A 12651-nucleotide genomic window follows, 5' to 3' on the forward strand; every position below is an offset into this window, starting at 1 on the left:
TGTATCTCGAGCTACGAGCTGTGTCAAAAAGATAGTTTTTTTCTAGAGTCTGGTAACTCTTCGTCAAAAACTCCTATTTTGCCAGTGTTCGTAACGCTCTTTGTATCTTAATATAGGAGAAGAAGTATTATGGCAATTTCTTGGTTTCAAGCAGCTTTGCTAGGGCTGTTTGCATGTTTGTCTTCAATGCCTGGGCTTGGTGGTACAACCATTGGTAACTATACTCTTGGTCGTCCTCTTGTCGGTGGTCTTGTTTGTGGACTTATTCTTGGTGACATTAAAACAGGTGTCATCTGTGGTGTGGCAATGCAATTGGTTTACATTGCGCTTGTAACACCAGGTGGTACAGTTTCAGCCGATGTGCGTGCGGTATCATACATTGGTATTCCTTTGGCAATGGTTGCTATTCATTCACAAGGTTTGTCAGCTGATTCAGCTGATGCGGCTAACTTGGCTAAATCAATGGGTACTCTTGTTGGTACTGTTGGTACTGTTCTTTTCTACGGAACAGCTACAATGAACCTTGTTTGGCAACATATCGGTTGGCGTGCTGTTGAAAAAGGAAACTTCAAACAACTTTACAAAGTTGACTGGCTCTATCCTTGGGTATCACACATTGTCTTCTCATTTGTTCCAACTTTGATTATGTGTAAACTTGGTGCGACAGCTGTTACAGCAATGAAAGATGCTCTTCCAATGGATGGTATCCCAATGAAAACCCTCTTCACAGTTGGTGCTTTGCTACCATGTGTCGGAATTGCCATTCTTTTGAAACAAATTGTTGAAAAAGTGACTGACTTCATCCCATTCTTTGTTGGTTTCACTTTGGCAGCTTCACTTGGTTTGAACTTGGTATCATGTGCAGTGATTTCATTGATTTTTGCGGTATTGTTCTACGAACTTGAAATGGCAAAACACGTAAAAGCGACTGCTGCAGTAGATGATTTTGATGACGATGATGAGGAGGATATCTAAGATGGCTCAAAAGAAATTAACTAAAAAAACCTTGATGAAATCTTTCCATCATTGGTACTATGGTAACTTGACATGTTTCTCACAAGAACACATGCAAACCTTTGGTTACTTGACATCAATGCTTCCAATCGTAGAAGAATTGTATGACAAGAAAGAAGACCAAGCGCGCTCAATGCAAACTTACACAGCATTCTTCAATACTGAACCTCAACTTGGTGCCCTTATCGTTGGTATCACAGCAGGGCTTGAAGAAGCGCGTGCTAATGGTTCTGAAGAAGTCGATGATGAAACCATCAATGGTCTTCGTGCAGGGCTTATGGGACCAGTAGCTGGTATCGGTGATTCACTTGTCGTTGGTACTTTGATTCCAGTTATCTTGGGTATCGCTCTTGGTCTTTCGACTGGTGGCTCACCAATCGGTGCTATCTTCTACATTCTTGTGTGGAACTTGCTTGCTTACTTTGGTATGAAATTTGCCTACTTCAAAGGCTATGAACTCGGTGATAAAGCCGTTGAATTCCTAGTAGGTGCTCAAGGTCAAGCCATTCGTAAAGCTGTCTCAATCGTCGGTGGTATGGTTGTTGGTGGTGTTGCCGCAACTTGGGTATCAGTTAAAACATCATTCCAACTTGGTAGTGCCAAACACCCTTACTTGGTACTTCAAGATAAATTGGATGCTGTTTACCCAGGGTTCTTAACAGCACTATTTATCGTCTTTTGCTGGTGGTTGATGGCTAAGAAAAACATCTCACCAATCAAAGTAATGCTTCTTCTAGTAGTCATTGCCTTTGTCGGTGTTCTTGTCGGATTCTTCAATCCAGGTCTATCTTACTAATCCAGCAGATATTGAAGGGAATTATTATGACAAAATCAGAATTAATCAGAGGTTATGAAACTGAAATAGCTTATCAAAAACACATGCTTGAAAATTTAGGCCGTTGGATGACCTTATTTCTAGCGGTAACGAGTCTAGGATTTTTACTCATTTATTTCTTTAACAAACACATCATTTTGCTAATTCTCGGTTTTGTCTTAATGATTTCTGGAAGTATAGGAATGCTGTTATTTGGTTACGGCATATACCATGGCAAAAAGAACGTTGCCAAGGTTATCGATGATTTTGAAACAAAACTCCAATCGTTTTAAATTTAATTGTGTAAACTCTTTTTAAAAACTATTCTAAAATAACAATACAAAAAATTACAATACTTACTCAAACACTCAACATGAAAAAGTTTCTAGCAGATAATCTCCGTGCTAGGAACTTTTTTATGGTTTATTTTTCTGAATTTTAAAAATATATTGACAAAATATCAAAATAAGGGTAGACTAGTTTACAATCAAAAACAATTGATGCAAGTCAATACCTAGCACTCATTGATTTGTTATTCTTAACAGGAGAGAAAGTATGCTTAATTTAACGTCTATAACGACTGAAAAACTGAATCGATACTATTACTTTAGTTTCTTTAGATAGACGTTTGTAGCCATCATGGATGCAAACGTCACCTGCGTTTGTATCTATGAAGCTAAAGCATTTTGCCTGTTTTGAAAAGCCGATTAGATACTCAAAAATCTAACTGGCTTTTAAGTGTTTCTACTTTTTTTGCATACGCGTAAAAACCAGTTAGTTTTTTGAACTAGCTGGTTTTTGTTGTGATTGATTTAGGGGAAATCCCTAATGGTGATATTAGGTTAGCTTGTCTAGCGCACGCTTTAGACAAGTGAGTAAAAAGTAGAGGAAGGTAAATTATGAAAAAAGGTTTAACGGCTTTAATGGCAGTTATGTTAGCTGCCCTCACCTTAGCAGGGTGTTCGTCAAGCAAAAACGCAAGCAAAGATGTTGTCCATCTTGGCATTCTCCAATATGTGGAGCATCCATCTTTAACGGCTGCGCGTAAAGGCTTTGTGGATGAATTGAAAAAAGAAGGTTATGTCGAAGGTAAGAATCTTAAGCTAGATTATGAAAATGCCCAAGGTGACCAATCTAATCTTCAAACCATTTCCACAAACTTGCTTTCAAATAATGATTTGGTGCTTGGTATTGCGACACCAGCCGCGCAAACCTTGTCAAATCTGTCATCAGATGTTCCTGTGGTCTTTACAGCTGTTACTGACCCTGTGTCAGCTAAATTAGTTGATACCATGGAAAAACCAGCTGGTATTGCGACAGGGACAAGCGATATGTCACCTATTTCAAAACAGGTTGAATTGCTTCAAAAAGTCATGCCAGATGTGAAAAAAGTTGGCATTATGTACACGACTAACGAACGTAATTCAGAAGTTCAAGTCGAAGAAGCTCAGAAAGAATTTGCCAAGGCTGGAATTGATGTTATTACCAAAGGAATCTCATCAACGAATGATGTGCAAGATACGGCTAAAAGCTTGATGAGTCAGACACAAGTTCTTTTCATTCCAACAGATAATATGATTGTCAGTGCCATTTCACTGCTTACAGAATTATCAAAAGAAATGAAAGTTCCTGTCGTTGGTGGGTCAGCTGATGTGGTTGACCAAGGGGTTCTTTTCACTTATGGTGCTAACTACGAAGCACTCGGTCGTCAAACTGCCAAATTAGCTGTTCGCATTATCAAGGGTGAAGATGTTAGTCAAGTAGCAGCAGAATATCCAAAAGCACTCAATGTTGTTGCTAACGATGATATGGCAAAAACACTTGGCATTGACTTAAGTAGCATTGAAAATGAAGCAACTACAGCATCGACTGATGATAGTGAAAAGACAAGTACGCAAGCAAGCAGCACTGCCAAAGCAAATCCGACAAAAACATCAAGTAAGTCAGCGAAAAAAGCTTCAAATGCTTGGATTGATATTGTTTTGACAGCTATCTCACAAGGTCTCTTGTGGGCTATTATGGCAATCGGGGTTTTCATTACTTTCCGTATTTTGGACATTGCGGACCTTTCTGCTGAAGGTTCATTCCCACTTGGGGCAGCTTCAACAGCTATTATGATTGTTAACGGCATTAACCCGTTGATTGCGACTATTGGTGGTTTTGTGGCTGGGATGTTAGCTGGAGCCGTTGCTGGTTTCTTGCATACCAAGATGAAAATTCCAGCACTTTTAACAGGGATTATCGTGCTGACAGCTCTTTACTCAGTTAACCTTTTGGTTCTTGGTAGCGCCAATGTTTCCCTAGCGGGTCAAACGACTTTGGTTACAGTCCTCACATCAGCGCTCAATCTGTCAAAACTATACGCTGTGATTTTGATTGGTGTGATTTTTGTGGCTTTGGTGATTTTACTACTTGTCGTCTTGTTGAACACACAAATGGGACTCGCTCTTCGTGCGACAGGTGATAACTTTGCTATGGGGGAAGCTAACGGGATTAAAGTTGACCGTATGAAAATTCTTGGTTACATGATTTCAAATGGCTTGATTGCTCTTGCTGGCTCACTCTTAGCGCAAAATAATGGCTACGCTGATATGAACATGGGAACAGGAACAATTGTCAACGGTCTGGCTTCTATTATTCTTGCAGAAGTGATTGTCAAATACTTGCCACTTGGCAAACGTCTCTGGTCAATCGTTCTTGGATCAATCTTGTACCGTTTGGTTCTTGTCATTATCTTAGCTATGAACGTAGACGCACAAATGCTTAAACTAGCTTCGGCAGTCCTTCTTGCATTGATTCTTTATGTTCCAGAAATTCGCAACAAACTTCACATCAAACCCTCAAAAACATTGACACCAGGAGGTAAGGCATAATGGCACTTTTAAGCTTATCAAATATCCATAAAACTTTTGAAAAAGGAACCGTTAACGAAAATCATGTCTTGCGAGGCCTTGACTTGGACATCGAACAAGGGGATTTTATCTCAGTGATTGGAGGAAATGGTGCTGGGAAATCAACATTGATGAACTCCATCGCAGGTGTGGTTGAAATTGACGAAGGCGATATTGTCCTAGATGGAAATTCTATTCGTAAAGCTTCAGTTGCCGCACGTTCAAAAGATATCAGCCGAGTTTTTCAAGATCCACGTATGGGAACAGCAACCAATCTGACGATTGAAGAAAATATGGCTATTGCTTATCGTCGTGGGAAAAAGCGCAGTTTCTTCAAAAAATCAATCACAGAAGCAGAACGCCAACTCTTCAAAGACAAATTGTCTGAGCTTGGCTTAGGATTGGAAAATCGTATGAAGACTGATGCTGCCTTTTTATCAGGCGGGCAACGTCAAGCCTTAACGCTTGCCATGGCAACCTTGGTCCGTCCTAAAATTTTGCTTCTTGACGAACACACTGCAGCCCTTGACCCTAAAACAAGTGACATGGTCATGCAACTGACCAAGAAAGTCGTTGAAGAAGAGAAGTTAACTACCTTGATGATTACGCACAACATGGAGCATGCTATCGAGTATGGTAACCGTCTGGTTATGCTCTATCATGGTAAAATCGTCGTGGACGTTCGCGGTGACGAAAAGAAAAATCTCACCGTTGCACAGCTCATGGACCTCTTCCACAAAAACAGTGGTCAAGTCCTAAACGACGATGCCTTGGTGTTGGGATAATAAGAAAAACAACTTAGATGACTTAGTGTCTAAGTTGTTTTTTAGTGTTTTTTTCTTGACTATTTTTGACCAAGTGTTAGAATAGTTTTTGTAGATATTAGCACTCTAATACAAGGAGTGCTAACAACAATAAAAATATTGGAGGCAAAAGCATGTTGAAACCATTAGGTGACCGTGTGGTCTTGAAAGTTGAAGAAGAAAAAGAACAAACAGTTGGTGGTTTTGTCCTTGCTGGCGCAGGCAAAGAAAGCACACAAACGGCAACTGTTGTAGCTGTTGGTACTGGTGCCCGTACATTAACAGGTGAATTGGTCGCACCAAGTGTTGCAGCTGGAGATAAAGTGATTATTGAAACTGGTGCAGGTGTCGAAGTGAAAGATGGTGACGACAAAGTTACTATCGTTCGTGAAGCAGAAATTTTAGCTGTATTAGCATAAGATAGATTAACAAAATAGTAGCTTTTAGTTACTTAGAATGTAGATAAACTAAAATTAATTATTTGTTGCAGTTGAATTTTAGGATTATTTGCGAGCGAAGCGAGCAATAAAACGATACTTTCTGCTGTGGTGAAAGTGGCTGAAATAGTAATAAATCAGCCACCCGGAAGTTTTGAGGCTCTCGGTTCAAAACTTAGGCATGGAATTCCTTGGATTCCTTCAACAGTCCACTGGACTGTCGAACCTGCCGACCGCACCACTTAAAGAAAGTATCAGAAAAAGGTCTTGTCTTCAACTTAGATAGCTTTTAGCTACTTAGTTTTATTTGGAATATATAAATAGAAATCAAATAGAGGAATAGATATGGCAAAAGATATTAAATTTTCATCAGATGCACGCGCAAGCATGATGCGTGGGGTTGATATTTTAGCGGACACTGTTAAAGTAACCTTAGGCCCTAAGGGTCGTAACGTTGTTCTTGAAAAATCATTTGGTTCACCACTTATCACTAATGATGGTGTGACAATTGCCAAAGAAATCGAACTAGAAGACCACTTTGAAAACATGGGTGCAAAATTGGTTTCAGAAGTTGCTTCTAAAACAAATGACATCGCTGGTGACGGTACAACAACTGCTACAGTATTGACACAAGCTATTGTTCGCGAAGGTCTTAAAAACGTGACTGCTGGTGCTAACCCAATCGGTATCCGTCGTGGTATTGAAGCAGCTGTTAAAGTGGCTGTTGACGAATTGAAATCAATCGCTCAACCAGTTGCTAACAAAGAAGCTATTGCCCAAGTCGCTGCTGTTTCATCACGTTCTGAAAAAGTTGGTGAATACATCTCAGAAGCCATGGAAAAAGTTGGTAATGACGGTGTTATCACAATTGAAGAATCACGTGGTATGGAAACAGAACTTGACGTTGTCGAAGGTATGCAATTTGACCGTGGATACCTTTCACAATACATGGTTACTGACAATGAAAAAATGGTCGCAGACCTTGAAAATCCATACATCTTGATTACAGACAAGAAAATCTCAAACATTCAAGATATCTTGCCACTTCTTGAAGAAGTGCTTAAAACAAGCCGTCCACTTCTTATCATCGCTGATGACGTTGATGGTGAAGCTCTTCCAACACTTGTTCTTAACAAAATCCGTGGTACATTCAACGTTGTAGCTGTTAAAGCTCCAGGATTTGGTGACCGTCGTAAAGCAATGCTTGAAGATATCGCTATTTTGACTGGTGCTACAGTGATTACAGAAGATCTTGGTCTTGAGTTGAAAGATGCTAACATGGCAGCTCTTGGTCAAGCAGCTAAAGTAACTGTTGATAAAGACAGCACAGTCATCGTTGAAGGTGCTGGTGATGCTGATGCTATTGCTAACCGTGTCAACGTCATTAAATCACAACTTGTTTCAACAACATCAGAATTTGACCGTGAAAAACTTCAAGAACGTTTGGCTAAATTAGCTGGTGGTGTTGCAGTTATCAAAGTCGGTGCTGCTACAGAAACAGCTCTTAAAGAAATGAAATTGCGTATTGAAGATGCCCTTAATGCAACACGTGCCGCTGTTGAAGAAGGTATCGTTGCTGGTGGTGGTACAGCTCTTGTTAACGTTATTTCTAAAGTTGCTGAACTTGAACTTGATGGTGATGAAGCTACAGGTCGTAACATCGTTCTTCGCGCTCTTGAAGAACCCGTTCGTCAAATCGCCTTCAACGCTGGTTACGAAGGTTCAGTTATCATTGAACGTTTGAAAAACTCAGAAGTTGGTACAGGATTCAACGCTGCTAACGGTGAATGGGTGAACATGGTTGAAGCTGGTATTATTGACCCAGTTAAAGTAACTCGTTCAGCTCTTCAAAATGCTGCTTCAGTCGCAAGCCTTATCCTTACAACAGAAGCAGTTGTAGCTAACCATCCAGAACCTGCTGCAAGCACACCAGCAGCTCCAGGCATGGACCCATCAATGATGGGTGGATTCTAATCCAAAACACGAATAGATTAATTAGAAAGAACACCTCAAGCGAGGTGTTCTTTTTGTTCTATGATGTGATTTATCTATCTAAAAAGAATTTGATATAATTAAAAAAAGCAATTTTTTAGAAAGAGGGGTGTGTTATCGTGGATGAAAAAGAAATGATGAGCTTAGGTGAGTTGTATCGTGAATTGCGTATGGCGCGTGGCTTAAAATTAAAAGATGTTGCGGGTCAGAAGTTGTCAGTTTCGCAGTTGTCAAAGTTTGAAAATGGGCAAAGCATGCTTACAGCAGATAAACTTTTAGTGGCGATTTCAGCGATTCATATGAGCTTTTCAGAATTCGGACACGCCCTGAATCATTATCAAGAAAGCTCTTATTTTAAACTTGGGAACCAGTTGGCTAATTTACAAGTGGCTGGTGATATTGAAGGGCTCAAAGAGGTACTGAAAAATTTCGAAGCTGACGAAAATTTTGATACCTATAATCGTTTGACACGGATTGATATTGTCAGTGCTATTTATGCCCTTGATCCAAGTTATGAGATTAAGGAAGATGATAAGCAATTTTTGACGCAATATCTCTATAGCATTGAACAATGGACAGAGTATGAGCTTTATCTTTTTGGAAATACCATGTCGATTTTATCTGATGCTGATTTGATTTTCTTAGGAAGGGCGCTTGCTGAACGCAATGAATTTTATCTGTCACTTCCCCAACATAAAAAAGCTGCGCAGTTGACCTTTATTAATATTATCTTGGCTTTGATTGAGCGTCATCAGCTTTACTACACGACTTATTTTATGACTAAGTTGGAAAGCATGATTAATTATCAAGACATGTTTACCGTAGTGTTTTTAACCTTTTTAAAAGATACCTTGGCTTATTTGAAAGGTGAGACTGATGATGTTCAACCGATGAGAGAGTGTATTGAGATGGTTGAAAAATTAGGAAATGCCACCATGGCAAAACTCTTAGAGGAACATTTGGAGCAATATTTAAAACAATATAAAAAAGGCTAGGTTGTCAACTTCCCAGCCTCTATTATTAGAGAGAACAAACTTTGGATTAAAAAGGCCAGATTCGAAGGCTCAGAAGAACTGTAGCCAGTAAAAATAAATTTTTGAGCATTGTAATGACCTCCTATGTTCTTATTGTACCGTAAAAAATAGGAAGATTTTAAAATTATCATATATGAAAAAAGAAAAAACGAATTTTCATATTTGCGAATTTCTTATAAGTGCTATTTTCCGTGGTATATTATACTCGTAAGTATTTTAAGGAGTACTTACAGAGCAATATCAGTCTTGGTTAGGCAAGGTGTTTTACATGTGAATAAATCAATTGTTTGGGAGCTTTTGATTTTTGGGAGTCATGTGTAATGGAAAGTATTGCTCTAAAGGGATGGATTTTTATCCAGGAGAGTTAGCATTATGCTAATCATGACATCTGAATCCTCGGATTGAGATGTATAAGTCATATCTTTTTTTCTTATTGAGCGACACCGTCTGTAGTATTAGTAGTATTATGCGTTCAATTACAAAAATTAGTACATTTCCGAGAGGTATGACATGAGATAGGGTTTATTGAGAGTGTTTTAGCTAGGTGATTGTTCACACCAAAAACGACTGATAACTCGCTAATCATTCTGATAACCTGTTTTACTTCGACATCGTATTTTCAGTTGGGGGCAGCTGAAAATATGTTGGTGCAGCTTGACTGTATAACTTTCTGAAAAGACTGACAGCTACACTAAAAAACTTAGGAAAAAGCAAACCTTTTTGATTTGGTAAGGTTTGCTTTTTTCTATGGTAAAGCTATAAAATAATCGTAAAAAAGACCTGTCTGTAGTATACTAAAGGTAAGAAATGTTGGTTTAGTTTTATATATGCTTACTGTATGAAGGGAGTAGGCTTATGATGTTTTGGTTAGGTGTTGCAGGCGCGGTTTTAGGTGCTATTTATCTTGTTATTGTTGATAACAAAGATGATTTCTGAAAAGTAAAAGGTGGCCTTTTAAGCCGCCTTTTTTAGGTGTAATAAGGTGTGATTTTTCTGTAATGGTAGCTTAAAAAGTTTTTGGTATAATAATGACTTAAGATTTGATAGGATAGGGAGACTAAAGATGAAAAAGTTTAAACACACGCTAAAACGAAAAAAAGTCTGGATTCCTAGTGTGATTGTGGGAGTGCTACTCTTGGTCTTTGTGGTTTGGGGAAGTTTTCACTACTCTAAAAAACAAGTCATTCGAGATTATGTAGCAGCCTACCAAAAATCTGGGGATACTTTTGACAATATCAAAGGTTATATTGTTTGGGCTGATAACAATGAAAAGGTTACAACTGATGAAGCTAAGTATGCGACATTTACCAAGTTATCACAATCAGAAGCTGACAAGTTAAGTAGAGATTTAACAAAAGCGGACGTTTCTGATGATACTTACGTTAAAAAAATCGGTCGTAAGTTTTTGATTTTTCCAAACTATCGTATTGCTTTGAAACCTTTGGATTTGACCATTAAGACGAATGTAGATAAAGTCGACATTTTGCTCAATAAAAAGAAAGTTGCGCTTAGTGATTCAACTGATTACAGCGTCAAGCTTGAACGCTTGCCAATCGCTGATTACACGGCAAGTATTTCTGGAAAATACAATGGCAAACCAATCGAGTTAAGTAAAGATTACGATGGCAAGGACAAGGTTCTTGATTTATCTGTTACCTTTAAAAACTTTAAGGTGACAAGTAACTTAGTTGATGGTGAGCTTTATTTTGATAACACGCGCGTAGGAACTTTGGAAAATGGTGAGTTCGAGGTCAGTGATTACCCGTTGACAGATTCAGCTAAAGCTTACGTGAAGAAGAAATTTTCAGATGGTGATTTGAAATCACAAAAACAAGCTCTAGCAAGTATCGCTGATGGGGATACGGTTGCTTTGAATGTCGATAATCTTTTGGATAATGAAACAGCTGGAAAAGTCTTGGTATCAGCTTTTGACCAAATGATCTTGTATTTGAACGCTGGGCAAGACTCATCAACGGTATCTACGGTTTTTGAAGACGGCGGCAATAATGACTTTTACAAAGGTTTGAAAGAAAGTATCAAGGCTAAGATGCAGACTGATAGCCGCAAGGCGACAAGCCTAACAGTGCCAAATATCACTTTGACCAGTCTATCTCAAGTCGGCAAGGAAACTTATGTGGCAGGATTTACAGCGACTTATGATTTCCACTACGATAAATCGACAGATACTGAAAAGCAAACATCAGGTGAAGTCATCCAAACCTTAGAAGGTAAAGTAACCTTTAAGAAAGCTGGTACGACTTATGTTGTCGCTAATTCAGGTCAAAAGAGTATCACAGTGACAAATGAAGATAATCAAGTCAAAGGTGAGTCGCTCTTCCCAGAAGCCATGCTTGGCACATGGAAAGTCGACGATAAGAGTGATACGTCATTTACCTTTGAAGCTGATGGGACAATCACTCAAACTACTAAAAATAACAAGAAACAAACCAAGGTTACGGGCATTGAAGACAAAGGAAATAATGTCTATCATTACCTTTACGGAGACGATGCCGACACAAGCGTCTTTACAGTTAGTGGTCTTGGCGGTGTTGGTGTTAAATATACTTTCGGTATTAAAGTCGACGGTAATAAACTTACCCTAGTGGTATGGCAAGCTAATAAAGATGCTGATTTTGATTACAGCAAACCAATGCTTGGCAGCACTTTGAGTAAAAAATAAGAAAAGGAATCAGTAGTTTTATAAAACTTGATTTCTCAACGCATTAGAACCTACTTAACTGCGTTTTGCTTATGATAATTGCATAAATAAAGAGGTTGGTGAGTTTTGTCACTAACCTTTTAATGTAGTCCCGCTTCAAATGTTTTTGATTTGGCTTCAACACTGATTTTCTCAAGAGTAAATGGGTGAGTGAAGCTGAGTTTGTGCGCGTGGAGCATGAGGCGTTTAGCAGGAATTTTGCTGTATAATGGGTCACCGATGATGGCATGTCCGTGTGCTGACAGATGGACACGGATTTGGTGCGTGCGTCCTGTTTTTAGACGACATTTGACCAAGCTTCCTTTTGGAAAGACTTTGAGACGGTCAACGATAGTTAAGGCAGTTTGACCATTTTTGCGGTCAACGACACGTTTTCTGCGGTCATGACGGTCACGTCCGATTTTATCTTGAAAGACTTGGTGTTTAGGTTCAAATTTTCCTTGAGCTAGTGCCCAATATTCACGTGAAATGTCTTTGTTTTCGAGCAGACGATTGAGGATTGGCAGAACAAAAGGATTTTTAGCAAACATAACAGCGCCGCTTGTTTCCATATCTAAGCGGTGAATGACGTAGCATGTTTTTCCGACGTAGGCTGACACATGGTTGAGTAGAGCAATTTCATTTGGCTCGTTGCCGTGTGTTTTCATGCCTTCGGGCTTATTGACAATGATGAGATGTTCATCTTGATAAAGACAATCAACTAACTTGCTATCACCAAATGGAATCGTTTTTTGTGGGTAATCGTCGTCATCAAAAGTCAGCTGGATAGTGTCGCCTGTTTTGACCAAGCTCTGCCAGTTGATATTTTCTCCGTTAATCAGTAAGTGTTTTTTGGTGCGTAAAAAATGGCGAATTTTTCGCGGAATCAGCAGGTGTTCTTCAAGGAGTTCCTTAACCGTGCTATCTGGGTAAGGATTTTTAAGCGTATATGTTAAAGTCATAGCTCT

General features: G+C 39.1%; 10 protein-coding genes. 9 read left to right on the forward strand and 1 reads right to left on the reverse strand.

The window, feature by feature from the left end; translation table 11 throughout:
• Nucleotides 1-129: 129 nt before the first annotated feature.
• The 9 genes from BLR83_RS07790 to BLR83_RS07830 all read left to right on the forward strand — a co-directional run bounded on the left by BLR83_RS07790 (nt 130) and on the right by BLR83_RS07830 (nt 11665).
• Nucleotides 130-975, forward strand: coding sequence for a PTS mannose/fructose/sorbose/N-acetylgalactosamine transporter subunit IIC (locus BLR83_RS07790; protein WP_074561148.1), 846 nt, complete (start codon nt 130-132; stop codon nt 973-975).
• A 1-nt stretch (nt 976) separates the two neighbouring features.
• Nucleotides 977-1810: a PTS system mannose/fructose/sorbose family transporter subunit IID gene (locus BLR83_RS07795; RefSeq protein ID WP_074561149.1), complete on the forward strand. Its 834-nt coding sequence runs from the start codon at nt 977-979 to the stop codon at nt 1808-1810.
• 26 nt (nt 1811-1836) lie between these two features.
• Nucleotides 1837-2121 carry a PTS fructose transporter subunit IA gene (locus BLR83_RS07800; protein ID WP_074561150.1) on the forward strand — a complete coding sequence of 95 codons (285 nt, stop codon included), beginning with the start codon at nt 1837-1839 and terminating at the stop codon, nt 2119-2121.
• Between the two features lie 606 nt (nt 2122-2727).
• Nucleotides 2728-4701, forward strand: coding sequence for an ABC transporter substrate binding protein (locus BLR83_RS07805; RefSeq protein ID WP_074561151.1), 1974 nt, complete (start codon nt 2728-2730; stop codon nt 4699-4701).
• Nucleotides 4701-5504, forward strand: a complete 804-nt coding sequence (locus BLR83_RS07810; protein ID WP_074561152.1) for an ABC transporter ATP-binding protein — start codon at nt 4701-4703, stop codon at nt 5502-5504. Before BLR83_RS07805 ends, BLR83_RS07810 begins: the two co-directional genes overlap by 1 nt.
• A 152-nt stretch (nt 5505-5656) precedes the next feature.
• Entirely contained in the window at nt 5657-5941 is a 285-nt protein-coding gene (gene groES / locus BLR83_RS07815) for a co-chaperone GroES (protein WP_074561153.1), read from the forward strand.
• A 363-nt stretch (nt 5942-6304) separates the two neighbouring features.
• A complete protein-coding gene (groL, locus tag BLR83_RS07820) occupies nt 6305-7933 on the forward strand; it encodes a chaperonin GroEL (protein ID WP_039697446.1) in 1629 nt (542 codons plus the stop codon).
• A gap of 155 nt (nt 7934-8088) precedes the next feature.
• Nucleotides 8089-8946 (forward strand): helix-turn-helix domain-containing protein, encoded by an 858-nt coding sequence (locus BLR83_RS07825; RefSeq protein ID WP_074561273.1) that lies wholly within the window; start codon nt 8089-8091, stop codon nt 8944-8946.
• Between the two features lie 1102 nt (nt 8947-10048).
• Nucleotides 10049-11665, forward strand: a complete 1617-nt coding sequence (locus BLR83_RS07830; RefSeq protein WP_074561154.1) for a zinc ribbon domain-containing protein — start codon at nt 10049-10051, stop codon at nt 11663-11665.
• Nucleotides 11666-11784: 119 nt separating this feature from the next.
• Here the strand turns inward: BLR83_RS07830 and BLR83_RS07835 are convergent, their stop codons facing one another.
• On the reverse strand, nt 11785-12645 hold the full coding sequence (locus BLR83_RS07835) for an RluA family pseudouridine synthase (protein ID WP_074561155.1): 861 nt from the start codon (nt 12643-12645) through the stop codon (nt 11785-11787).
• Nucleotides 12646-12651 lie beyond the last annotated feature (6 nt).

Source organism: Streptococcus equinus (genome assembly GCF_900101445.1).
In the GTDB taxonomy this organism is placed as follows: domain Bacteria; phylum Bacillota; class Bacilli; order Lactobacillales; family Streptococcaceae; genus Streptococcus; species Streptococcus equinus_B.

Bases quoted from the DNA above. Each gene is read 5' to 3' on its own strand.
- BLR83_RS07790 (WP_074561148.1), top strand. From the start codon at position 130: ATGGCAATTTCTTGGTTTCAAGCAGCTTTGCTAGGGCTGTTTGCATGT.
- BLR83_RS07795 (WP_074561149.1), top strand. From the start codon at position 977: ATGGCTCAAAAGAAATTAACTAAAAAAACCTTGATGAAATCTTTCCAT.
- BLR83_RS07800 (WP_074561150.1), top strand. From the start codon at position 1,837: ATGACAAAATCAGAATTAATCAGAGGTTATGAAACTGAAATAGCTTAT.
- BLR83_RS07805 (WP_074561151.1), top strand. From the start codon at position 2,728: ATGAAAAAAGGTTTAACGGCTTTAATGGCAGTTATGTTAGCTGCCCTC.
- BLR83_RS07810 (WP_074561152.1), top strand. From the start codon at position 4,701: ATGGCACTTTTAAGCTTATCAAATATCCATAAAACTTTTGAAAAAGGA.
- groES (WP_074561153.1), top strand. From the start codon at position 5,657: ATGTTGAAACCATTAGGTGACCGTGTGGTCTTGAAAGTTGAAGAAGAA.
- groL (WP_039697446.1), top strand. From the start codon at position 6,305: ATGGCAAAAGATATTAAATTTTCATCAGATGCACGCGCAAGCATGATG.
- BLR83_RS07825 (WP_074561273.1), top strand. From the start codon at position 8,089: ATGAGCTTAGGTGAGTTGTATCGTGAATTGCGTATGGCGCGTGGCTTA.
- BLR83_RS07830 (WP_074561154.1), top strand. From the start codon at position 10,049: ATGAAAAAGTTTAAACACACGCTAAAACGAAAAAAAGTCTGGATTCCT.
- BLR83_RS07835 (WP_074561155.1), bottom strand. From the start codon at position 12,645: ATGACTTTAACATATACGCTTAAAAATCCTTACCCAGATAGCACGGTT.